Source organism: Nocardioides sp. NPDC057767, from assembly GCF_042798275.1.
GTDB lineage: Bacteria > Actinomycetota > Actinomycetes > Propionibacteriales > Nocardioidaceae > Nocardioides.
Genome location: NZ_JBHVKJ010000004.1, coordinates 49,543 through 71,321, shown reverse-complemented (window position 1 = coordinate 71,321; position 21,779 = coordinate 49,543). Strand labels below are relative to the sequence as shown.

Here is a 21,779-nt window from a genome sequence, read left to right as displayed (position 1 = left end):
AGAGCCGATCTACCGCCTCCGGTGGTAGGTCGGCTGCTCGCCGTCCCTGAGGTTGCCGCGGTAGAAGCCCGTCCGCAGCTCGTAGGTGTACGCCTCGAGCTCCGGCATGCCGACCTCGGCCGCGTACGCGATCTCGGCCTCGACGTCGTAGGGGACCCGGACCCACTGGATGCCGAACGGCGCCTCCTGCTCGCTGTCCATGACGCCCTCGAGGATGACGTAGACCGGGGTCGGGTCGCTCATGCAGTTGCCGACGCTGCCGGTGTTGAAGACGGTGCGCCGGTTGCGGTCGGTCTCGTAGTAGGGGTCGTGGGTGTCCGCGTAGCCGACGATGTCGGGCTCCGGAAGGTCGAAGCCGGTCGCCTCGGTGTTCTGGAACAGGCCCAGGAACTCCTTCTCGTCGTGGTCGAACCTGACCCGGCGATGAACGGTCTCCTCGGAGGCGTGGAAGAGCCTGACCCTTCGGCCGCTGAGCCAGAAGTCGTGGCTGAACGGGAGCGTACGCAGCCACTCGGCCTGCTCCCAGGCCTGCAGCCGCCACCACATCAGCCCGACCGACTCGCGGCCGAAGTCGGGCTCGGGGGTGAGCAGGAAGTCCTCCCAGTTGCCGAGGATGTTGACCTCGCACCGCTCCCGGCACAGCTCGGCGACCTCGCGTCCCCGCGGTCCCTTGCCGACGTAGTCGCCGAGGTTGAAGATCCTGGTGATTCCGCGCGCCTCGATGTCCGCGAGCACGGCTTCGAGGGCGGTCAGGTTGCCGTGCACGTCCGAGATCAGCGCGATGCGCTCCGGGGTCATGGGCGCAGGCTATGCGATGGCTGGGAGACTGGTCCGGTGAGGATTCTGGTGACGGGTGGGGTGCGATCGGGGAAGTCTCGGCACGCCGAGTCGCTGCTCGCTGCCGCGCCGTCGGTGGCGTACGTCGCGCCGGGGCCGACGCTCGAGGAGGAACCCGATCCCGATTGGGCCGCGCGGCTGGCTTCGCATCGAGCCCGGCGGCCGGAGCGGTGGCGCACGGTCGAGTCGCGGGATCTCGCCGGGGCGCTGACCGAGGGGCTGGCCGCGGGTGACGCGGTGATGGTCGACTGCCTGGGCACCTGGCTCACCGCCGTCATGGACTCTCGGGGTCTGTGGGAGGCCACCTCGGAGGAGGCGACCGCAGCGGTCTCGGCGCTGGTCGACCAGGCCGCCGCCGTGCTCGAGGACCGGAACGGCGATGTGGTGCTGGTGACCAACGAGGTCGGCCTCGGGGTCGTCCCGGCCCACCGCTCGGGTCGCCTCTTCCGCGACCTGCTCGGGCTGGTCAACCAGCGCCTGGCCGCGGCCTGCGACGAGGTGCACCTGGTCATCGCCGGACGGGTGCTGAAGCTCTAGCCGGCGCTCAGGGCGACCAGGACGGTCGCCAGCGCCGCCTCGACGGCCGCGCCGAAGACGTCACCGGTCACTCCCCCGAACCGCCTGACCGCCCGCAGGACGATCGCACCGACGACGACCGCGGCGACGGCGACCGCGAGGGCTCCTCGCCACCACGGCAGGCCGGCCCAGGCGCCGACTCCGGCGAGCACGGCGGCGACAACGGCCCAGACGAGGACGGTGACGAGGGGTGGCAGGGTCTGGGTGAACGTACGTCCCAGGCCGTCCTCGCGAGCCGGCCTGATGCCACGGGTGCAGCACAGCGCCAGGGCCGCGCGCGAGGCGCAGACGGCGACCGCGGCCAGGACCGCCGGGCGCCAACCGTCACCTTCCAGCAGAGAGGCCAGCGCCGCGACCTGGAGACCCAGGACGAGGACGATCGCGGTGACGCCGGCCGGGCCGGAGGTGCCGGTCTTCATGACCGCCAGCGACCGCTCGCGATCGTAGGAGGCGGCCATGCCGTCGACCGTGTCGGCGAGGCCGTCGAGGTGGAGCGCCCGGTTGCCGGCGACCACGATGCCGATCGCGAGCAGGGCGGTGACCAGGTGCGGTAGCCCGGCGAGCTGTCCCAGGAGTGCGATAGCGCCGGCGCCCAGCGCGAGCGGGAGCGCGGCCAGGGGTGCGACCGCCATCGCCACCGCTGCGCGGCGGCGGTCGACGTGCTCGGGAGGGGGCACGGGCATCGCGGTCAGGGTGCCGACCGCGAGACGCCAGGCGTCCCGCACGAGCATCAGGCAGGCTCTCCCGGAGCGAGCTCGGAGAGCAGGGCGACGTCGCGCAGGAGAGCGGCGGCGCTGCGCACGACCGGCACCGCGGCGACGGCACCGGAGCCCTCGCCGAGCCGGAGGTCGAGGTCGAGCAGCGGCACCAGACCGAGCTTCTCCAGGGCCATCGACTGGGCGGGCTCGGTGGAGCGGTGGCCGGCGGCGAACCAAGCCGCCGCCCCCGGCTCGATCCGGTCGGCGGTCAACGCGCAGGCGACGCTCATCAGGCCGTCGAGGAGGACCGGCATGCCGCTCCGGGCCGCCTCGAGGAGGTAGCCAGTGGTCGCGGCGAGGTCGGCGCTGCCGAGCGCGGCGAGGGTCTGGATCGGGTCGGCGGCGCGGTCGCCGGCACGGGTGAGGGCAGCGGTGATGACGTCCGTCTTGGTCCGCAGCGCGTCGTCGCCGATGCCGGTGCCGCGACCGGTGACCTCGCTGGCGGGGAGCCCGAGCCCGGCGGCCACCATCGCCGCGGCGGGCGTGGTGTTGCCGATGCCCATGTCGCCGCTGATCAGCAGCTGCGCGCCCGCCGCGATCTCCTCACGGGCGACCGCGGCGCCGGCCTCCAGCGCAGCATTGGTCTCCTCGGCGCTCAGCGCGTCCTCGAGGTGGATCGCGCCGCTCCCCCGCCGGATCTTGTGCCCGGTCAGCGCCTCGCGGGTCGCCGCGTCGAGGTCCTCGAACTCCTCGTCGACACCGAGGTCGAGCACCCGGACCTGGACGCCGTGCGCCTTGGCGAGCGCGCTGACCCCGGCGCGGCCGCCCAGGAACGTACGCACCATCGCGCCGGTGATCGCCGGCGGGAACGCGGACACCCCGTGCTGGGCGACGCCGTGGTCACCGGCGAAGATCACCAGGCGTACGTTGTCGACCGGTCGCGGCGGCACCTCGCCCTGGCACGCCGCCACCCAGACGGCCAGCTCTCCCAGGCGGCCCAGGGCACCCGGCGGCGTCGCGAGGGCTCCCAGGCGCTCAGCGGCGGCGCGGCGTACGTCTTCGTTCGGGGTCTGGATCGTCACCAGCGCAAGGTACCCCACCCCGCTCGGCGGCTTCATGCGAGTCCGCGGGAGACGCCCTGGGCGGCGACCTTGAGGGCGGAGACGAGGCGGAGACGGTTGCGGCGCAGGTCGGAGACGACGATGCCGAGGGAGCCGACGACTCCGGACGAGGTGGTGATCGGGACCGCGACCGAGCAGGCGCCGAGGGTCATCTCCTCGGCGGTGGTGGCATAGCCCTCGGCGAGCACCCGGTCGAGCTGGCGACGCAGCAGGCCGGGCGTGGTGATGGTGTGGCGGGTGAACGGCTTGAGCGGCGCGGACAGCACCCGGTTGCGTACGTCCTCGGGCGCATGGGCAAGAAGCACCTTGCCGACACCGGTGGAGTACATCGGCAGGCGGGAGCCGACGGAGGAGACGATGGGTACGTTGCGGGTGCCGCGCAGCGTCTCGAGATAGAGGACGTGGTCGTCCTCGCGCACGGCCAGGTGGACCGTCTCCAGCGTCGCCCCGTAGAGGTCGTGGAGGAACGGGGCCGCGACCGAGCGCAGGTCGGTGGCGACCGGGGCGAGCAGGCCGGCATCCCACAGTCGCCGGCCGACCGCGTAGGTCCCGTCCTCGTCCCGTACCAGGGCGCCCCACTCGACCAGCTCGGCGACGAGGCGGTGGGCGGTCGGGAGCGAGACCTCCGCGCGGGCCGCGAGCTCGCTGAGCGTGAGCTGGCGATGGGCGGCGTCGAAGGCGCCGATGAGACCGAGGACGCGCGAGGCGACGCTGCGCCCTCCGCTGCCACCTGCCATTCGACCAAACCTGCTTTCGCTCAGCGGAAGTCCGCGCTTTCATCGTACGCCTCCCGCACCTAGCGTTCGGAACGTGACAGCGCCCACCAAGAAACCACCCGTCGAGACCCAGGCGGACCTCTCGGCCGAGATCGCCAAGATCGAGGCGGACTCCGAGGGCCGCGCCCGAGAAGGTGAGCCCAGCCGTCAGCCGCTGCTGGACTACCCGCCCTACCGGTCCAGCATCCTGCGCCACCCCACCAAGGACCCGCGCCACGCCGATCCCGAGACCATCGAGCTGTGGGCCCCGTGCTTCGGCCACTCCGACGTGGACCCGCTCGAGGCCGACCTGACGATCGCCGGCAGCAACGAGCCGATCGGCGAGCGGATCACGGTCAGCGGCCGGGTGCTCGACGGCGAGGGTCGCCCCGTGCGGGATCAGCTCGTCGAGATCTGGCAGGCCAACTCCGCCGGCCGCTACATCCACAAGCACGAGCAGCACCCGGCGCCGCTCGACCCCAACTTCACCGGCGTCGGCCGCTGCATCACCGACTCCGAGGGGCGCTACCGGTTCCAGACGATCAAGCCCGGCCCCTACCCGTGGGGCAACCACATCAACGCCTGGCGTCCGGCGCACATCCACTTCTCGCTCTTCGGCCGCGCGTTCACGCAGCGGCTGATCACGCAGATGTACTTCCCCAGCGACCCGCTCTTCGCGCTCGACCCGATCTACCAGTCGATCACCTCGCAGAAGGACCGGGACGCGCTGGTGGCCAGGTACGACCACGACCTCTCCACCCCCGAGTACTCGATGGGCTACAGCTGGGACATCGTCCTGACCGGCCCGAGCCGCACCTGGACCGAGCCCGAGGAGGGCGACCTGTGAGCACCATCCCCACGCCCGGCCAGACCATCGGCCCCTTCTTCGGCTACGCGCTCCCCTACGAGGGCGACGCCGACCTGGTCCCGCCGGGCAGCCCGGGCTCGATCCGGCTGCACGGCTGGGTCTGCGACGGCGCCGGCAACCCGATCCCCGACGCGCTCCTCGAGATCTGGCAGACCGACGGCGAGGGCAACGTCCCGCAGGCCGAGGGCTCGCTGCACCGCGACGGCTGGACCTTCACCGGCTGGGGCCGCGCCGACACCGACCTGAACGGTCACTACACCTTCTCGACGGTGCTTCCGGGTGCCTCGGCGGAGGGCAGGGCGCCGTTCTTCGCGCTCACCGTCTTCGCCCGTGGCCTGCTCGACAAGCTGCAGACCCGGATCTACCTGCCCGAGCACCCCGCCAACGCGGGCGACCCCCTGCTGGTGTCGCTGTCCGAGGACGAGCGTGCGACGCTGGTGGCCACTGCGGACGCAACCGGGTTGCGATTCGACATCCACCTGCAGGGCGACCGCGAGACCACCTTTCTCAACTACGGCTGAGGAGTCGAATGTCGCTGCTGTGGCCAGGCGAGGAGCGCGCCGGGGACCTCTTCTCCGAGGCGGCCTATCTCGCCGCGATGGTGCGGGTCGAGGAGGCCTGGCTGGCCGCGACCGCTTCCTCGGGGATAGCCCCCGAGGAAGCGCGTACGCCGCTGGCCGGCCTGGTCTCCGAGGCCGACGTCCCGGGGCTGGCTGAGGGTGCCGAGGCCGGGGGCAACCCGGTCATCGGCCTGGTGAAGCTCCTGCGCGGCCGGCTCGACGGCGAGGCCGCCCGATGGCTCCACAAGGGTCTGACCAGCCAGGACGTCGTCGACACCGCGCTCGTGCTCTGCCTGCGCGATGTGCTCGACCGGGTCGAGGACGAGCTCGCCGCCCAGGCCGCCTCGTTGGCGGGTCTCGCCCGGGAGCACCGCGCCACCGTGATGTCGGGCCGCACCCTGACCCAGCACGCGGTGCCGATCACCTTCGGCCTCAAGGCCGCGACCTGGCTCTCCGGGCTCGCCGATGCCGCGGAGGCGGTCCGTCGTGCACGGACGTCGCTGCCCGCCCAGATCGGCGGTGCGGCCGGCACGCTGGCCGCGGTCGTGGGGCTGGCCCGGCTCCGCGGTGTCGGCGACCCGGTCGGCGCCGCGCGGACGGCGGCCGAGACCACGGCGACCAGCCTCGGTCTGACCCCGCGCTCCCCCTGGCACACCGACCGCGCCCCGCTGACCGCGGCCGCGGACGCGCTGGTCACCGCGGCCGACGTGTGGGGCCGGATCGGCACCGACGTCACCGTGCTCACCCGCCCCGAGATCGGTGAGCTCGCCGAGCCGGCCGGCGAGGGGCGTGGCGGCTCCTCGACGATGCCGCACAAGTCCAACCCGGTGCTCTCGGTCCTCATCCGCCGCCATGCGCTCGCCGCTCCCCCGCTGGCCGCGACGCTCCACACCGCCGCGGCGAGCTACGTCGACGAGCGCCCCGACGGCGCCTGGCACGTCGAGTGGGAGACCCTGGCCACGCTGGCGCGGCGCAGCGTCGTCGCCGGATCGCAGACCACCGAGCTGCTCGCCGGGCTCGGCGTCGACGCTGCCCGGATGCGCGCCACCGCCGAGGCCGCGGGGGCGGACCTGCTGGCCGAGCAGCGGTCGCTGACCGGGTTCGTGGGTGGCGAGATCCTTGCCGGGACCGAGGCCGCCGCCGGGCTCGACGACTATCTCGGTGCCGCCGACGCCCTCATCGACTCCGCGGTCGCCCGAGCCCAAGAGATCTGGAAGGAACTGTGATGACGCCGAGGATCACCCCCGTCGAGCTGGCCGGAGACCCGAGCAAGCCGGTCCTGGTCGTCGGCCCGTCCCTCGGCACCTCGGTCACGGCGCTCTGGTCCGCCGCGGCCGAGCTGCTCGCGGACAGCTTCCATGTCATCGGCTGGGAGCTCCCAGGCCACGGCCACGGTGCGCCGACCACCGACGCGTTCTCGATGGCCGACCTCGCTGCCGGGGTGCTCGCGTGCGTCGACCGGGTCCTCACCGACCGCGGTGAGCGCCACGGCGCGTTCGCCTACGCCGGCGACTCGGTCGGCGGCGCGGTCGGCCTCCAGCTGCTGCTCGACGCGCCCACGCGGGTCAGCGCCACGGTGCTCACCAACACCGGGGCCAAGATCGGCGAGCCCGACGGCTGGAACGACCGTGCCACGACCGTACGCGGCGCCGGCACCGCCTCCCAGATCGCCGGCTCCACCCAGCGCTGGTTCTCCCCCGGCTTCCTCGAGCGCGAGCCCGCGCGGGGCGGTGCCCTGCTCCACTCGCTGCGCGACGCCGATGCGGAGAGCTACGCGCTGGTGTGCGAGGCGCTGGCGGCGTACGACGTGCGCGGGCGACTCGCCGAGATCACCGCACCGGTCCTGGCGATAGCGGGTGTCGACGACGCCCCGACCCCGCCCGTCTCGCTGGAGGAGATCGCCGTCGGGGTGCGCAACGGACGGCTCGTCACCCTCGACGCCGTCGGTCACCTCGCCCCTGCCGAGGCGCCGCACGCCGTCTCCAGCCTGATCACCGCCCACGTGACCGCGGCCGACCCTGCCTATGCGGCCGGGATGAACGTACGTCGTCAGGTGCTCGGCGATGCCCACGTCGACCGGGCCACCGCCGCGATCACCGACATCAACCGCGACTACCAGGACCTGATCACCCGCTATGCCTGGGGAACGATCTGGACCCGCCCCGGCCTCGCGCGCCGGGACCGCTCGATCGGCGTGCTCACCGCCCTGGTCGCGGGGCGCCACTTCGAGGAGCTCGAGTTCCACCTGCGCGCCGCCCTCACCAACGGGCTGACCCGCGAGGAGATCGTCGAAGTGCTCCTGCAGACCTCGATCTACGTCGGTGTACCCGCCGCCAACACCGCGTTTGCCGTCGCCAACCGGGTGCTGAACGAATGACCGTCCCGCCGGTCGAGCCGTCGTCGTGAGGAACGAACGACGGCGTGTCGAGGCCAACACAGTCCTATCGAGCGACGAGGGGACCGTGTTGGTCTCGACACGCTCGCTGGCGCTCGCGGCTCGACCAGCGTAAGAACATGGCCATGAAGCCACGTTCCGCGACCGTCGTCGGAGCCGGACCCAACGGCCTGGCGGCAGCGATCGTGCTCGCGCAGCACGGCGTGAGGGTCACCGTCCTCGAGGCCGCTGAGACCGTCGGCGGTGGCACCCGCACCGCCGAGCTGACCGTCCCCGGGCTGCGGCACGACATCTGCTCGGCGATCCACCCGCTCGGGGTGGCCTCACCGCTCCTGCGCGAGCTGGAGCTGGACAGATACGGGCTGCGCTGGCGCTACCCCGAGGTCGAGCTCGCCCATCCGCTCGACGGGGACGAGGCAGCGCTGCTGCATCGCTCCGTCGAGGAGACCGGGGCGGGGCTGGGGGTCGACGGTCAGCGCTGGCAGCAGGTCTTCGGCCCGGTCGTACGCGGCTTCGACGCGATCACCGACCACATCCTCGGCCCGATCCTGCGCCCGCCGCGGCACCCGTTCCGGATGGCCGGTTTCGGCCTGCGGGCCGTTCCCCCGGCCACCGTGCTCGCCCGGGCGTTCCGCGAGGATCGGGCCAAGGCTCTCTTCGCCGGGTGCGCCGCCCACGCCTTCCACCCCCTGGACCGCCCCGGCACGGCCGCCGTGGGCACCATGCTCATCGTCAGCGGTCACCGGCACGGATGGCCGGTCGCCGAAGGCGGCTCGCAGGCGATCACCATTGCGATGGCAGGGCTGCTGGAGGAGCTGGGCGGCAGCATCGTCACCGGCACCACCGTCCGCAGCCTCGCCGACCTGCCCGACGCCGACGCCACCCTGTTCGACACCAGCCCGGGAGGCTTCGCCGACATCGTCGGCGAGGCCCTTCCCCGACGGCAGCGCCGGGCGATGCGGCGATGGCAGCACGGACCCTCGGCGTACAAGGTCGATCTCGCCGTCCGTGGCCCGATCCCCTGGCGCGACCCGGAGATCGGCCGCGCCGGGACCGTCCACCTGGGCGGCACGATCGAGGAGGTGGCAGCAAGCGAGCGGGAGATCGCGGTCGGCCGAATGCCGGAGCGACCGTTCGTTCTGCTTGGGCAGCAGTACGTCGCCGACCCGTCCCGCTCGACAGCAGACCTCAACCCGGTCTGGGCCTACGCCCAGGTCCCGCACGCCTACGAGGGCAACGCGACCGACGTGGTCCTGGCCCAGATCGAGCGTTTCGCCCCTGGTTTCCGTTCGCAGATCGTCGACACCCACGTCACCACGCCGGCCGACTATGCCGCGTACAACCTCAACTACGTCGGCGGTGACATCTCCACCGGCGCCAACACGCTGCGCCAGCTCGTCATCCGCCCCACCCTCGCCGCCTACGACACCGGCATCCCGGGGATGTTCCTGTGCTCCTCGGCGACGCCGCCGGCGCCGGGCGTCCACGGCATGTGCGGCTACCACGCCGCCCGCCGCGCGCTGCGCCACCTCGGCGTGGCCGAGAAACCAGGTGCCAGCGGCGTACGTCCTGGCTAACGTCTCGCCCATGCCGCAAGCCCGCCTGCGCACCGAGCGCCTCGACCTGGTCCCACTGAGCGAGGAGCACCTGCCCTTCCTGGTCGACCTCAATTCCGATCCGGTGGTGCTGCGCCATCTGTTCACGCGTGCGCTGACGGCGGCGGAGACCGAGGAGCGCATGCACAAGTGGCTCCGCTCGGCGCGGGAGACGGAGGCGCTGGGCAAGTGGGTCGGGTATTCGGCGGCGGGTGAGGCCGTCGGGCTCTACATGTTCGAGCTGCCCGACAACCCGCCGCGCACCGATGCGGCCGAGCTCGGCTACCGGCTCCCACAGCGCCACTGGCGCAAGGGCTACGCGAAGGAGGGCTCGCTCGAGCTGCTCCGTCACGGGTTCGAGGACCTCGGGATCGAGCGAGTGATCGCGCAGACGATGGCCGTCAACGAGGCCTCCCGGGCCACGATGGTCTCGGTCGGGATGAGCTTCGTGCGTGGCTTCCAGCAGGACTGGGAGGAGCCGCTCGCCGGGCACACCGAGGGAGAGGTCGAGTACGAGATCACCCGCGAGGCCTGGCTCGCGCGCCACGCGGGGTAGGCTGCGAGCACGCTCGTGGCGCAGGAACCCGGTGAGAGTCCGGGGCGGTTCCGCCACTGTGATGTCCGTACAGCTGCTGGGCACGGACACAGCCAGACACTGGCCGCGGGCTATCCGACCGATCGACGGGGCGAGAACCCCTAGGAGGACCCCGGCATGGCCGACCCTGCACGCGTACGCATCGCCCTTCTGTCCACCTCGGACACCGACCTGCTCTCGGCCCGTGCCAGCGGCGCCGACTACGCCTGGGCGAACCCGTCGCGGGCGACCGACCTCGATGCCGTCGTCGCCGAGGCCGACCTGGTGGTCTTCCGCCTGCTCGGCTCCCCCACCGACCTGTGGGACGGCCTGAGCGCCGTCAAGGAGCGCGGCACCCCGGTGGTCGTCCTCGGCGGCGAGCAGCAGCCGAGCGCCGAGCTGATGGAGCACTCCACGGTGCCGATGGGCGTCGCCGCGGAGGCCCACCGCTACCTCGCCGAAGGTGGTCCGGCCAACCTTGCCCAGCTGCACGCGTTCCTCTCCGACACGGTCCTGCTGACCGGGTTCGGGTTCGAGCCGCCGGCGCAGGTGCCGGCCTGGGGGTTCGCGGAGCGCCCGTCACAAGCCGACGACACCCGGCCTCGGATCGGCATCCTCTACTACCGCGCCCACGAGACCAGCGGCAACACCGCGTTCGCGCACGCGCTGGCCGACGCCATCGACGCGACCGGAGCAGCCACCGGCGTACCCGTCTTCGCGGGGTCGCTGCGCTCGGCACCCGACGACCTCTACGAGGCGCTCGGCACCCTCGACGCGCTCATCGTGACCGTGCTCGCGGCGGGCGGGTCCGTGCCCGCGTCCGCCTCCGCCGGCGGCGAGGACGAGGCCTGGGACGTAGAGCGGATGGCAGCGCTGGACATCCCTGTGCTCCAGGGCTTGTGCCTGACCAGCTCGCGCGCGGAGTGGGAGGCCTCCGACGACGGCGTGACGCCGCTCGACTCGGCCAACCAGATCGCGATCCCCGAGTTCGACGGCCGGATCATCACCGCGCCGTTCTCGTTCAAGGAGCTCGACGAGCAGGGCCTCCCCCACTACGTCGCCGATCCCGAGCGGGCCGCGCGCGTGGCCCGGATCGCGGTCAACCACGCCCGCCTCCGCCACACGCCCAACCAGGACAAGCGCCTCGCCCTCGTCCTCTCCGCCTACCCCACCAAGCACGCCCGCATCGGCAACGCGGTCGGCCTGGACACCCCGGTCTCCGCGATCCGGATGCTGCGCCGGCTCCGCGAGGAGGGCTACGACCTGGGCCAGGACAACGAGGTCGTACGCATCCTCGACGGCTCCGACGACACCGCCGCCGGCGACGCGCTGATCCATGCCCTGATCGCGGCCGGCGGCCAGGACGAGGAGTGGCTGACCAACGCCCAGCTCACCGACGCCCACGTCCGGATCTCCAAGGCCGACTACGACGAGTGGACCGCGGACCTTCCCGCCGACCTGCGCGAGCAGATGGTCGAGACCTGGGGCCCGACGCCAGGCGAACTCTTCGTCAACGACTCCGGCGAGCTCGTGCTCGCCACGCTCCAGGCTGGCAACATCGTCATCCTGATCCAGCCGCCGCGCGGGTTCGGCGAGAACCCGGTCGCGATCTACCACGACCCGGATCTTCCTCCCAGCCACCACTACCTCGGTGCCTACCGCTGGCTCGAGCACGGCTTCGGTGCCGATGCCGTCGTCCACCTCGGCAAGCACGGCTCGATGGAGTGGCTGCCGGGCAAGAACGCAGCGCTGTCGGCGTCGTGCGGCCCGGATGCGGCCATCGGCAACATGCCACTGATCTACCCGTTCCTGGTCAACGACCCCGGCGAGGGTGCCCAGGCCAAGCGCCGCGCGCACGCCACGATCGTCGACCACCTGGTGCCGCCGATGGCCCGTGCGGAGTCCTACGGCGACATCGCGCGGCTGGAGTCGCTGATGGAGGAGTACGACCGGATCTCCTCCATGGACCCGGCCAAGCTGCCCGCCATCCGCGGTGAGATCTGGCAGCTGATGAAGGCCGCCGAGCTCCACCGCGACCTCGGCATGGAGGAGCGTCCCGAGGACGACGACTTCGACGACTTCATGCTCCACATCGACGGCTGGCTCTGCGAGATCAAGGACGCCCAGATCCGCGACGGCCTGCACGTGCTCGGCGGCGCCCCGGAGGGCGAGGCCCGGATCAACCTGGTGCTCTCCATCCTGCGCGCCGCACAGGTGTGGGGCGGCGTCGGCGGTGCGGTGCCCGGGCTGCGGGCGGCGCTCGGCCTCAAGGAGGGTGCCGACACCCGGGCGGTCGACGAGATCGAGACGCAGGCGCGCGACCTGGTGCAGCGGATGGACGCGGCCGGCTGGGCCCCGGCCGTCGCTGAGACCCTCCACGACGACCCGGCCGTCCAGCAGGTGCTCGCCTTCGCCGCGACCGAGGTCGTGCCGCGGCTGGCGAGGACGACCGACGAGCTGGGAGCCGTGCTGCACGCGCTGGACGGTGGCTTCGTCCCCGCGGGGCCGTCGGGCTCGCCGCTGCGGGGGCTCGTCAACGTACTTCCCACGGGGCGCAACTTCTACACCGTCGACCCGCGTGCGGTGCCGAGCCGGCTGGCGTGGCAGACCGGGCAGGCGATGGCCGACTCGCTGCTGCAGCGCTACCTGGACGAGACCGGCGACTACCCGACCTCGGTCGGGCTCTCCGTGTGGGGCACGAGCGCGATGCGTACGTCCGGCGACGACGTCGCCGAGGTGCTCGCGCTGCTCGGGGTGGCACCTGCGTGGGACGAGGCCTCCCGCCGGATCACCCACCTCGACGTCATCTCGCTGGAGGAGCTGGGCAGGCCGCGCATCGACGTGACCGTACGTATCTCCGGATTCTTCCGCGACGCGTTCCCGCACGTCGTCTCGATGCTCGACGACGCGGTCCGGATGGTGGCCGACCTCGACGAGCCCGCCGACAAGAACTTCGTCCGCGCGCACACCCTCGAGGACCTGGAGGCACACGGTGACCAGCGCCGCGCGACATCCCGGATCTTCGGCTCCAAGCCCGGTTCGTACGGTGCCGGGATCCTGCAGGTGATCGAGGCCGGCAACTGGCGCTCCGATGCCGATCTGGCGGATGTCTACACGGCGTGGGGTGGCTTCGCCTACGGCCGCGACCTCGACGGCGCCCCGGCGGCCGACGACATGCGCGCCAACTACCGCCGGATCAAGGTCGCCGCCAAGAACGTCGACTCCGCCGAGCACGACATCGCCGACTCCGACGACTACTTCCAGTACCACGGCGGCATGGTCGCGACCGTCCGCGCGCTGACCGGCAGCGACCCGAAGGCGTACGTCGGCGACTCCACCTCCCCCGACGCCGTCAAGACCCGCACGCTGCAGGAGGAGACCAACCGCGTCTTCCGGGCGCGGGTGGTCAACCCGCGCTGGATCTCGGCGATGCAGCGCCACGGCTACAAGGGCGCCTTCGAGCTGGCCGCGACCGTCGACTACCTCTTCGGCTTCGACGCGACCGCCGGTGTGGTGCAGGACTGGATGTACGAGAAGCTCGCCCGCGAGTACGTCCTGGACGAGACCAACCAGGAGTTCATGCGGACCTCGAACCCGTGGGCGCTGCGTGGGATCGTGGAGCGGCTGCACGAGGCGGCCGAGCGGGGGCTGTGGGAAGAACCCGACCCCGAGCTCGTCGCGCAGATGCAGGAGATCTATCTCGACATCGAAGGTGATCTGGAGGAGGAATGAGTTCTTCTGGAAAGCGTCGGATCAAGATCATCGGGGTCGGCCCCGGTGACCCCGACCAGGTCACTCTCGAGGCCGTGGCCGCGATGCGGTCGGTCGACTACTTCCTGGTCACCGACAAGTCGGGCACGGTCAAGAAGGGCATGCCCGACCCGCTGGTGCGGGCCCGCGAGGAGCTCCTCGACCGACATCTGTCCGCGCCCGCGCGGGTGGTCAAGGTCGCCGACGCGCCCCGCGAACGGCGCGAGGAGTTCACCGGGACCGACGCGGACTACCAGGCGGCCGTCCGGGACTGGCACCGCGCCCGGGTCGAGCGCTACCTCGCCGTGCTCGCCGAGCACCCCGGTGACGTCGGCTTCCTCGTCTGGGGCGACCCGGCCTTCTACGACTCCACGATCCGGGTCGTCGACCAGATCGCCGAACAGCTCGACGTCGAGGTCGACGTCATCCCCGGGATCTCCTCGGTGCAGCTGCTCGCCGCACGCCACCGGCTCGTCCTCCATGACGTCGGACGCCCGCTCTACGTCACCACCGGCCGCGCGGTGCTCGAGGCCGTCGAGGCCGGTCACGACAACCTCGTGGTGATGCTCAACCGCGTCGTCGAGCTCCCCGGGCTCGAGGACTGGCGGATCTGGTGGGGCGGCAACCTCGGCACGCGTGAGGAGGAGCTGGTCGCCGGCACCGTCGGTGAGGTCCTGCCTGCGATCGAGGAGGCTCGGGCGCGGTTGCGTGAGTCGGCCGGATGGGTGATGGACATCTACCTGCTCCGAGCCCCGCGCCGATGAGCGGGCTGCTGGTCGCCGGCACCACCTCGGACGCGGGCAAGTCGGTCGTGACGACCGGGCTGTGCCGGGCCTTCGCCCGCCGCGGCGTCAAGGTGGCGCCCTACAAGGCCCAGAACATGTCCAACAACTCGATGGTGGTCTCGACAAGCTCGACCACCGGTGAAGGCTCGACCACCGGTGAAGGCTCGACCACCGGGGGCGACGGGACGACGGCCGAGATCGGCCGGGCGCAGTGGGTCCAGGCGCTGGCGGCCAGGGTCACCCCGGAGCCGGCGATGAACCCGGTGCTGCTCAAGCCCGGCTCCGACCGCCGCAGCCACGTGGTCCTGATGGGGCATCCGGCCGGTGAGGTGTCCTCGCACGACTGGGAGGCGGGGCGCCGGCATCTGGCGACCGCGGCCCATGCTGCGTACGACGATCTCGCCTCGCGGTTCGAGGTGATCGTCGCCGAGGGCGCGGGCAGCCCGGCGGAGATCAACCTGCGGGCCGGCGACTACGTCAACATGGGGCTGGCGCGACACGCCGGGCTGCCGACCGTGGTCGTGGGCGACATCGACCGCGGTGGCGTGTTCGCGGCGATGTACGGCACCCTGGCTCTCCTCGAGCCCGAGGACCAGGCCCTGATCAGCGGTTTTGTGATCAACAAGTTCCGCGGCGACGCGGGTCTGCTCAAGCCCGGACTCGACTCGCTGGAGTCGCTCACCGAGCGCCGGGTCTTCGGAGTTCTGCCCTGGGAGCCGTCCCTGTGGCTCGACTCCGAGGACGCCCTCGACCTCGAGGGGCGGCGCGCACAAGCCGGTGCCACCCGCAAGGTCGCGGTCGTACGCCTCCCCCGCATCTCCAACTTCACCGACGTCGACGCGCTCGGCCTGGAGCCTGACCTCGACGTCGTCTTCGCCTCCTCGCCGGCCGACGTCGCCGACGCCGACCTGGTCGTCCTGCCCGGCACCCGGTCCACGATCAGCGACCTGGCCTGGCTGCGCTCGCGTGGTCTCGACGTGGCCCTGATCGAGCACGTACGCCGCGGCCGCCCGCTGCTTGGCATCTGCGGCGGCTTCCAGATGCTCGGCGGCGTGATCTCCGACCCCGACGGGGTCGAGGGTTCGGTCACCGAGGTCGAGGGACTGGGCCTGCTCGACGTACGCACCGACTTCGCGCCCGCCAAGAACCTCCGCCTGCCCACCGGGTCGGCCCTCGGGGTCGAGGCGAGCGGCTACGAGATCCACCACGGCCGGATCACCCGCGGCGACGGGGTCACCGAGTTCCTCGGTGGCGCGCAGGCCGGCAACGTCTTCGGGACGATGTGGCACGGGTCCTTGGAGGGCGACGCTCTGCGCGGCGCGTTCCTCGAGGCGACGCTGGGCCGCAAGCCCTCCGACGTCTCGTTCCCGGCCGCCCGCGAGCGCCGCCTGGACCTGATCGGCGACCTCGTCGAGGAGCACCTCGACGTCGACGCGCTGCTCGACCTCGCGACCGCTGGCGGGGGGATCCGATGAGACTGCTGATCCTGGGTGGGACCGGGGAGGCCCGGGACCTGGCGGCGCGCCTGCTCGAGGAGGGCGTGGACGTCACCTCGTCGCTGGCAGGGCGGGTGGCTCGGCCCCGGCTGCCGGTGGGCGCGGTGCGGATCGGCGGGTTCGGGGGGGTCGAGGGCTTGAGGGGGGCTCTCGACCACTTCGACGCCGTCGTCGACGCGACGCATCCGTTCGCACGTGTGATCTCGGCCAATGCCGCGGCGGCCTGCGCGCAGACCGGCCATCCGCTGCTCCGGTTGGAGCGACCGGGCTGGCCGGCGGACCCGTCCTGGGCCTACGTCGATACCCACGACCAGGCGGCAGCGCTCGCCGCCGATCTCGGGAAGCGTCCGTTCATCACGGTCGGGCGCCAGGAGCTCGCCCGGTTCGTCCCGGCGCTGGCCGGCCACGCGGCTCTCGCCCGCGTGGTCGATCGCCCCGACCTCGACCTGCCCGAGCCCTGGACCCTGCTGACAAGCCGCGGACCGTATGACCTCGACGGCGAGCTCTCCCTGATGCGTGAGCACGGCACCGACGTACTCATTACCAAGGACTCCGGCGGCACCTACACCTGGCCGAAGATGGCAGCAGCCGCCGAGCTCGGGGTGGCTGTGGTCGTCGTGAGCCGTCCGACTGCCTCACCGGACGTGCCGACCGTGAACGACGTCACGGCGGCGCTCACCTGGGTCGCCGGGCTGACGTCGAGAACGGCGCGCCGATGACAGGGCCCAGTTCGCAGCCTCTGATAGAGGAAACTAGATCGTGAACGGCTTCACAAAGCAGTTTCCTCTATCAAAAGCAGCGGTCATCGTTGGTATGTCCGTGACCGACGTCGATCGGCGCGATGACCTGCTCTCCTGGGCACGCGACCACGACGCGAGCCTCGCCTTCCTGCAGCTGGGCGACCCGTCCCTCTCCCGTGAGCTGACCCGGCTGGCCGATGCCGGAGCGGAGAGCATCGCCCTGACCGGCGTCAGTCTCGGTCCGTTGGCGCCGGGCCACTCCTGGCTGCGCCGGATCGCGGCGCACTGGTGGCGCGAACGCCCCGGCAACCGCCCGACCATCCAGGTGGCGACCCGGTTGGCGACCACCCGCTACCAGCTCGCCGAGGCGATGGCCGAGACCAGGCCGGTCACCGGCACCGAGCCCGGGCTCACCTCGCCCGCATGGGAGCGCGTCCCCGGCCACGTACGTCAGGTCCTGATCTGCCGCGGCCCGCGATGCACCGCGAAGGGCTCGGAGGAGACCGCCAGGGCGGTCATCCTGGGCGCGATGGAGGCCGGTCTCGGCGACGACGACCTGCTGATCACCCACACCGGCTGCCAGTTCCCGTGCAACCAGGCGCCGGTGCTCAGCGTGCAGCCCGACGACGTCTGGTACGGCAACGTGGAAGCGGCCGCCGCCCGGATGATCGTGCGTGATCACCTGGACGGCGGCCGTCCTGTGGAGGCCTACCGCCTCCCCCGCTAGCCCGAAGGGCTCGAAAGTCACAGGCTGGCGGCGAGGGCCTTACGCTCCGCGACAGCGCGCTCTGCCGCGTACAGACGAATGACCAGCCCCGTCAGCGCCACTCCGAGCACGCCCCACATCGTGGCGAGCGTGATCAGCGAGGCCCTGCGGAAGAACCACAGCGTGTCGGCCGGGAAGTCCCCGACCTCGTTGACCGTCGTGAACAGCTCCCCGGCGACGACCATCACGGCCAGGTAGGCCGCGATCGCGCCGACGACGGCGAGGTAGGTGCCGAACCGGCCACGCAGCCGCACCGCGGCGTACGTCACGACCACCGCCGCCACGACCGAGAGGGCCTGGAAGGCGAAGTAGACCGCGGTGCGTACGCCGATGGTGTCGCCGCTGCCGACCGCCGGCGGGGTCGCCGGGTATTTGAGGAAGGGCACCAGTGCGACCGCGACGAACCCGATCAGGGTGACGAGCGCCGTCGACTGGCCCGGCGTGAGCCGTCCCAGACGACCCAGCGTGGCCGCGGCGACGAGCCCGACGATGCCGCCGAGCGCGACGCCGACCGCGAGGGTGCCGGTCAGCAGCCCCCAGGTGCTCTGGTTGGTGCGGGAGACCTCGGCGGCCTCCTCCTCACCCTCCCCGCCTTCGGCGGCATGCGAGTGTGCGTGACCATCGGCACCGGCTTCTTCCAGTGCGATGGCAGCACCGACCTGCGGCTCACCGACGGCGTACGCCACCAGGAAGGTGGCGACCCCGGCGAGGAGTCCAGCTAGCAGGCCGCGTACGAGAAAGGCACGCGGGCTCATCAGTGGCAGGGGTAGCCGAGCAGGTGACGACCGTCGTGGACCCACTCGTGGACCAGGGTGCCCGACGGGATCGAGACGGCGCCCTGGTCAGCGCTGATGAAGAAGAGCGCCAGGAGACCGAGCAGACCGAAGAAGAGCACCCAGGGGGCGAGCTCACGGAGCGGGATGGTGGGCAGTTCAGCGCCGGCGAGCGGTGCTACAGCGTGCTGCGACATATGTCCTCCTCAGGGATACCTGCGTCCCTGTTCGTTGGGGTTGGACGGACACTCGGGTCTGACTCCACCGCCGCGAGGCGGTGTCACAGTAGCGCGACTGTGCCGGAGTTCCACCGGCTTCCTCATGTCCGTTGGCGGCATCATGCCACGTCGGGGCTCCGGCCGCACCCGCGGCGTTCCACGGAGTCGACGAAACACAAGATCTAGGAAGTTGCATTGGTGTAATTCCCGCATATAGTGGTCCCCGCAGCTGGTTCTCCCACCTCGGCGACGGGGCGGGAGAGGCAAGAGGGAACCCGGTGCGAGTCCGGGACTGCCCCGCAGCGGTGAGTGGGAACGACCGCCGTCACGAAGCACTGGGAGCAAGCCGGCTCCTGGGAAGCGACGGCCACTAGGACCGAGCACGATGACGCCCACGAGTCCGAAGACCTGCCAGTGCCCATCTCACGGTGGGGTCCGCGACCTCGAGGGAAGGTCAGGGGATCGAGCGCGTACGACGCCGTCCTCTCCTGCCCCGGCACGGATGCACGAGACATCCGAGCGGGCCCCGGGGCCCGCGTGAACAAGGGGGCATGGGGCTTGATCGACACCGAGGGTCTACCGATCCGCACCGAGAAGTCGGCGTACGTCTTCGACTATCCGATGGCCGAGGACCTGGCCAAGAAGCAGCGGAGCATCTTCTGGACGGCCGAGGAGATCCCGGTCGAGAACGACAAGCAGGACTTCCTGGTCAACATGACCGACGCTGAGCAGGCCGCGGTCAAGACCACGCTGAAGCTGTTCACCATCTACGAGCTGATCCTCGGCGGCGAGGTGTGGGGCGACCGGCTCTTCCACGCGTTCCCGCGGCCCGAGATCCAGATGATGACCAACGCCTTCTCGTTCGCCGAGCTGAACATGCACGCGCCGTTCTACGCGAAGCTCAACAAGACCCTGATGATCGACACCGAGGAGTTCTACGACTCCTACAAGAACGACCCGGTGCTGGCCGAGCGGATCGCCTTCGTGTGGGACGCGATCGCCGACGAGGACCTGCTCTACGCACTGAGTGTCTTCACGCTGATGGAGAACTGCGTCCTCTACTCCAACTTCGCCTTCCTCAAGCACTTCCAGTCCGGCGGCAAGAACCTGCTGCAGAACGTGATCAGCGGCATCAACTTCTCCGCCCGCGACGAGAACCTGCACGCCACCGGCGGCGCCTGGCTGTTCAACACGACGTTGGACGAGTACGCCGCGACCGTGCCGGCCGACAAGTTCGAGGCCGAGCGCGACGATCTCTTCGCCCGGGTTCGCGACGTCGCCGAGCACCTCTACGCCCACGAGGCCCGGATCGTGGAGATGCTCTTCGCCGACGGTCCGATCACCGGCATCGAGCAGGCCGATCTGGAGGCCTTCGTGCGCTCCCGCATCGACATGACCCTGGAGAACATGCGGATGGAGCCGCTCTTCGGGGTCGAGACCAACCCGGTCGCCGAGTGGTTCTACGCCGGCATCAACGGCACCCAGTTCCACGACTTCTTCCAGGTCACCGGCAACGAATACAACCGCAACATCGGCGAGACGGAGTTTGAGTTCTGATGGGCAGCAACAGCTGGGAGGCGCTCTCCGCCGAGCGCAAGGCACTGCAGGACGAAGGCACCGTGCCGGCCTTCATGACCACCGCGGGCTACGCGATGTTCAAGGCGAAGTACACCGTCGCGGACCAGAGCGTCCGGGAGCGCTACGAGACCATCGCCACGACGGCCGGGGAGTTGGCCGACGAGATGTACCCCCGCGAGGACGGTGTCTCCTGGACGGAGCCGTTCTTCGAGGCGATCTGGAACGGCTGGCTCTCCCCGTCGACGCCGGTGCTGTCCAACCTCGGCACCGACCGCGGTCTGCCGGTCTCGTGCGAGGGGTCCTACGTCGAGGACTCGGTCTGGGGCTTCTACGAGACCCTCAAGGAGGCCGCGATCCTGTCGCAGAACGGGTTCGGCACCTCGGCGTACCTCGGTGACGTCCGGCCCCGCGGCGCGAAGTTCAGCGACAACGGCAAGGCCAACGGCGTCGTGCCGGTGTTCTGCAACTTCGTGGAGATGACCAACCAGATCAGCCAGGGCGCCACCCGGCGCGGCTCCTGGGCGGGCTACCTGCCCGTGGACCACCCGGACTTCTACGAGCTCGCCGACCTGATCTTCCGCGAGCCGGCCAACAAGAACGTCGGCTGGATCTTCAGCCAGGCGTTCATCGACCGGATGCTGGCCGGCGACAAGGATGCGCTCGAGCGCTACCAGCGGGTGCTCAAGATCCGGGTGGTGCTGGGCAAGGGCTACATCTGGAAGGTCGACACCGTCAACGCGGCCCAGACCGAGTCCTACCAGGCGAACGGGCTCGCCAACAAGGCCTCCAACCTGTGCTCGGAGATCACCCTGTTCAGCGACGAGGACCACTCCTACACATGCGTGCTCTCCTCGCTGAACCTGTCGACCTACGACGAGTGGAAGGACCAGGACACCGCGTACGTCGCCACCGTCTTCCTCGACGCGGTCGCCGAGGCGTTCCTGCGCAAGGCCCGCACCATCCGCGGCCTCGAGCGGGCGGTGCGCTACACCGAGAAGGCCCGCAGCCTGGGCCTCGGGGTGATGGGCTACCACGACTATCTGCAGAAGCAGCGGGTGCCGTTCGAGTCGGACAAGGCGGCCGCGCTGAACAAGGACATCTTCGAGCGGATCTCCACGCGCGCCGACGCCGCGTCGCGGTGGATGGGCTCCGTCGCCGGCATCCCGGAGTGGTGCGTCGGGCGGCGCAACTCCCACCTGATGGCGATCGCACCGACGATGAGCACCGCGGTGATCGTCGGCGGCACCAGCCAGGGCATCGAGCCGTACGTCGCGAACGTCTGGAACCAGACCACCTCGGCCGGCGAGATGCCGCGGGCCAACCAGAACCTCGTCGAGGTGATGAAGGAGCGTGGCGTCTACGACCAGGCGCACATCTCCGACATCATCGACCACGGCGGCTCCGTCCAGCACGTCTCGTGGCTCGACGACCACGAGAAGGACGTCTTCCGGACCGGCTACGAGATCGACCAGGAGATCTTGCTCGCCCGGGCCTCGGACCGGCAGGTCTACATCGACCAGGCCCAGTCGCTCAACCTGTTCTTCCAGGCCGACGCGACCCCGCAGTACATCAGCAAGATCCACAAGCTCGCGCTGCTCGACCCGAACATCAAGAGCTTGTACTACCTGCGCTCGCGCGCCGGCATCCAGGCCAGCAAGCAGTCCTCTTCGACCACTTCGACGACAGGAGCATGA

The 21,779-nt window shown here is 71.0% G+C and carries 20 protein-coding genes and 3 riboswitches; of the genes, 14 read left to right on the top strand and 6 right to left on the bottom strand.

Annotated elements, in window-relative coordinates; translation table 11 throughout:
• Positions 1-9: 9 nt before the first annotated feature.
• Positions 10-798 (bottom strand): metallophosphoesterase family protein, encoded by a 789-nt coding sequence (locus ACFVDI_RS03595; RefSeq protein ID WP_378900636.1) that lies wholly within the window; start codon positions 796-798, stop codon positions 10-12.
• Between the two features lie 36 nt (positions 799-834).
• Between ACFVDI_RS03595 and cobU the strand changes: the two genes are divergently transcribed.
• Positions 835-1,374: a bifunctional adenosylcobinamide kinase/adenosylcobinamide-phosphate guanylyltransferase gene (cobU, locus tag ACFVDI_RS03590; protein WP_378900633.1), complete on the top strand. Its 540-nt coding sequence runs from the start codon at positions 835-837 to the stop codon at positions 1,372-1,374.
• Here the strand turns inward: cobU and cobS are convergent.
• Genes cobS through ACFVDI_RS03575 form a run of 3 tightly spaced genes read right to left on the bottom strand, consistent with a single transcriptional unit; the run spans position 1,371 to position 3,969 of the window.
• A complete protein-coding gene (gene cobS, locus ACFVDI_RS03585) occupies positions 1,371-2,144 on the bottom strand; it encodes an adenosylcobinamide-GDP ribazoletransferase (RefSeq protein WP_378900630.1) in 774 nt (257 codons plus the stop codon). The genes cobU and cobS overlap by 4 nt on opposite strands.
• Positions 2,144-3,193, bottom strand: a complete 1,050-nt coding sequence (gene cobT / locus ACFVDI_RS03580; RefSeq protein WP_378900627.1) for a nicotinate-nucleotide--dimethylbenzimidazole phosphoribosyltransferase — start codon at positions 3,191-3,193, stop codon at positions 2,144-2,146. The genes cobS and cobT overlap by 1 nt, the downstream gene beginning before the upstream one ends.
• A 32-nt stretch (positions 3,194-3,225) precedes the next feature.
• The gene (locus tag ACFVDI_RS03575) at positions 3,226-3,969 is read right to left on the bottom strand and encodes an IclR family transcriptional regulator (RefSeq protein WP_378900624.1); all 744 of its coding nucleotides are present in this window, start codon (positions 3,967-3,969) and stop codon (positions 3,226-3,228) included.
• A gap of 73 nt (positions 3,970-4,042) precedes the next feature.
• Between ACFVDI_RS03575 and pcaH the strand changes: the two genes are divergently transcribed.
• The 11 genes from pcaH to ACFVDI_RS03520 all read left to right on the top strand — a co-directional run bounded on the left by pcaH (position 4,043) and on the right by ACFVDI_RS03520 (position 17,477).
• A complete protein-coding gene (gene pcaH / locus ACFVDI_RS03570; RefSeq protein ID WP_378900621.1) occupies positions 4,043-4,834 on the top strand; it encodes a protocatechuate 3,4-dioxygenase subunit beta in 792 nt (263 codons plus the stop codon).
• Positions 4,831-5,376 carry a protocatechuate 3,4-dioxygenase subunit alpha gene (pcaG, locus tag ACFVDI_RS03565; RefSeq protein WP_378900618.1) on the top strand — a complete coding sequence of 182 codons (546 nt, stop codon included), beginning with the start codon at positions 4,831-4,833 and terminating at the stop codon, positions 5,374-5,376. Before pcaH ends, pcaG begins: the two co-directional genes overlap by 4 nt.
• An 8-nt stretch (positions 5,377-5,384) precedes the next feature.
• Positions 5,385-6,641, top strand: coding sequence for a lyase family protein (locus ACFVDI_RS03560; protein WP_378900615.1), 1,257 nt, complete (start codon positions 5,385-5,387; stop codon positions 6,639-6,641).
• Complete coding sequence (locus ACFVDI_RS03555) at positions 6,641-7,792, top strand: alpha/beta fold hydrolase (RefSeq protein ID WP_378900612.1); 1,152 nt, start codon at positions 6,641-6,643, stop codon at positions 7,790-7,792. Before ACFVDI_RS03560 ends, ACFVDI_RS03555 begins: the two co-directional genes overlap by 1 nt.
• Positions 7,793-7,929: 137 nt before the next feature.
• Positions 7,930-9,387 (top strand): phytoene desaturase family protein, encoded by a 1,458-nt coding sequence (locus tag ACFVDI_RS03550; protein ID WP_378900609.1) that lies wholly within the window; start codon positions 7,930-7,932, stop codon positions 9,385-9,387.
• Positions 9,388-9,397: 10 nt separating this feature from the next.
• Positions 9,398-9,961, top strand: coding sequence for a GNAT family N-acetyltransferase (locus ACFVDI_RS03545; RefSeq protein WP_378900606.1), 564 nt, complete (start codon positions 9,398-9,400; stop codon positions 9,959-9,961).
• A riboswitch (cobalamin riboswitch) is annotated at positions 9,939-10,084 on the top strand. It overlaps the preceding gene by 23 nt.
• A 33-nt stretch (positions 10,085-10,117) precedes the next feature.
• A complete protein-coding gene (gene cobN / locus ACFVDI_RS03540) occupies positions 10,118-13,711 on the top strand; it encodes a cobaltochelatase subunit CobN (protein WP_378900602.1) in 3,594 nt (1,197 codons plus the stop codon).
• Complete coding sequence (gene cobF, locus ACFVDI_RS03535) at positions 13,708-14,493, top strand: precorrin-6A synthase (deacetylating) (RefSeq protein WP_378900599.1); 786 nt, start codon at positions 13,708-13,710, stop codon at positions 14,491-14,493. Before cobN ends, cobF begins: the two co-directional genes overlap by 4 nt.
• Positions 14,490-15,989: a cobyric acid synthase gene (locus ACFVDI_RS03530; RefSeq protein WP_378900596.1), complete on the top strand. Its 1,500-nt coding sequence runs from the start codon at positions 14,490-14,492 to the stop codon at positions 15,987-15,989. Before cobF ends, ACFVDI_RS03530 begins: the two co-directional genes overlap by 4 nt.
• On the top strand, positions 15,986-16,729 hold the full coding sequence (locus tag ACFVDI_RS03525) for a cobalt-precorrin-6A reductase (protein ID WP_378900593.1): 744 nt from the start codon (positions 15,986-15,988) through the stop codon (positions 16,727-16,729). The genes ACFVDI_RS03530 and ACFVDI_RS03525 overlap by 4 nt, the downstream gene beginning before the upstream one ends.
• Before the next feature lie 94 nt (positions 16,730-16,823).
• Positions 16,824-17,477: a ferredoxin gene (locus ACFVDI_RS03520; protein WP_378900590.1), complete on the top strand. Its 654-nt coding sequence runs from the start codon at positions 16,824-16,826 to the stop codon at positions 17,475-17,477.
• A 17-nt stretch (positions 17,478-17,494) separates the two neighbouring features.
• Here the strand turns inward: ACFVDI_RS03520 and ACFVDI_RS03515 are convergent, their stop codons facing one another.
• Both ACFVDI_RS03515 and ACFVDI_RS03510 read right to left on the bottom strand, forming a co-directional pair.
• Positions 17,495-18,271, bottom strand: a complete 777-nt coding sequence (locus tag ACFVDI_RS03515) for a CbtA family protein (RefSeq protein WP_378900588.1) — start codon at positions 18,269-18,271, stop codon at positions 17,495-17,497.
• Positions 18,271-18,486 (bottom strand): CbtB-domain containing protein, encoded by a 216-nt coding sequence (locus ACFVDI_RS03510; protein ID WP_378900586.1) that lies wholly within the window; start codon positions 18,484-18,486, stop codon positions 18,271-18,273. Before ACFVDI_RS03510 ends, ACFVDI_RS03515 begins: the two co-directional genes overlap by 1 nt.
• A gap of 56 nt (positions 18,487-18,542) precedes the next feature.
• Positions 18,543-18,608: riboswitch (cobalamin riboswitch) on the bottom strand.
• Between the two features lie 112 nt (positions 18,609-18,720).
• Positions 18,721-18,938: riboswitch (cobalamin riboswitch) on the top strand.
• A 127-nt stretch (positions 18,939-19,065) separates the two neighbouring features.
• Between ACFVDI_RS03510 and ACFVDI_RS03505 the strand changes: the two genes are divergently transcribed.
• Both ACFVDI_RS03505 and ACFVDI_RS03500 read left to right on the top strand, forming a co-directional pair.
• Positions 19,066-20,064, top strand: coding sequence for a ribonucleotide-diphosphate reductase subunit beta (locus tag ACFVDI_RS03505; RefSeq protein ID WP_378900584.1), 999 nt, complete (start codon positions 19,066-19,068; stop codon positions 20,062-20,064).
• Complete coding sequence (locus ACFVDI_RS03500; RefSeq protein WP_378900582.1) at positions 20,064-21,779, top strand: ribonucleotide reductase N-terminal alpha domain-containing protein; 1,716 nt, start codon at positions 20,064-20,066, stop codon at positions 21,777-21,779. The genes ACFVDI_RS03505 and ACFVDI_RS03500 overlap by 1 nt, the downstream gene beginning before the upstream one ends.

What these genes read in the sequence shown, in the direction of transcription:
- ACFVDI_RS03595 (WP_378900636.1), bottom strand. Translation starts at nt 798, where the DNA reads ATGACCCCGGAGCGCATCGCGCTGATCTCGGACGTGCACGGCAACCTG.
- cobS (WP_378900630.1), bottom strand. Translation starts at nt 2,144, where the DNA reads ATGCTCGTGCGGGACGCCTGGCGTCTCGCGGTCGGCACCCTGACCGCG.
- ACFVDI_RS03575 (WP_378900624.1), bottom strand. Translation starts at nt 3,969, where the DNA reads ATGGCAGGTGGCAGCGGAGGGCGCAGCGTCGCCTCGCGCGTCCTCGGT.
- ACFVDI_RS03560 (WP_378900615.1), top strand. Translation starts at nt 5,385, where the DNA reads ATGTCGCTGCTGTGGCCAGGCGAGGAGCGCGCCGGGGACCTCTTCTCC.
- ACFVDI_RS03555 (WP_378900612.1), top strand. Translation starts at nt 6,641, where the DNA reads ATGACGCCGAGGATCACCCCCGTCGAGCTGGCCGGAGACCCGAGCAAG.
- ACFVDI_RS03550 (WP_378900609.1), top strand. Translation starts at nt 7,930, where the DNA reads ATGGCCATGAAGCCACGTTCCGCGACCGTCGTCGGAGCCGGACCCAAC.
- ACFVDI_RS03545 (WP_378900606.1), top strand. Translation starts at nt 9,398, where the DNA reads ATGCCGCAAGCCCGCCTGCGCACCGAGCGCCTCGACCTGGTCCCACTG.
- cobN (WP_378900602.1), top strand. Translation starts at nt 10,118, where the DNA reads ATGGCCGACCCTGCACGCGTACGCATCGCCCTTCTGTCCACCTCGGAC.
- cobF (WP_378900599.1), top strand. Translation starts at nt 13,708, where the DNA reads ATGAGTTCTTCTGGAAAGCGTCGGATCAAGATCATCGGGGTCGGCCCC.
- ACFVDI_RS03530 (WP_378900596.1), top strand. Translation starts at nt 14,490, where the DNA reads ATGAGCGGGCTGCTGGTCGCCGGCACCACCTCGGACGCGGGCAAGTCG.
- ACFVDI_RS03525 (WP_378900593.1), top strand. Translation starts at nt 15,986, where the DNA reads ATGAGACTGCTGATCCTGGGTGGGACCGGGGAGGCCCGGGACCTGGCG.
- ACFVDI_RS03520 (WP_378900590.1), top strand. Translation starts at nt 16,824, where the DNA reads ATGTCCGTGACCGACGTCGATCGGCGCGATGACCTGCTCTCCTGGGCA.
- ACFVDI_RS03515 (WP_378900588.1), bottom strand. Translation starts at nt 18,271, where the DNA reads ATGAGCCCGCGTGCCTTTCTCGTACGCGGCCTGCTAGCTGGACTCCTC.
- ACFVDI_RS03510 (WP_378900586.1), bottom strand. Translation starts at nt 18,486, where the DNA reads ATGTCGCAGCACGCTGTAGCACCGCTCGCCGGCGCTGAACTGCCCACC.
- ACFVDI_RS03500 (WP_378900582.1), top strand. Translation starts at nt 20,064, where the DNA reads ATGGGCAGCAACAGCTGGGAGGCGCTCTCCGCCGAGCGCAAGGCACTG.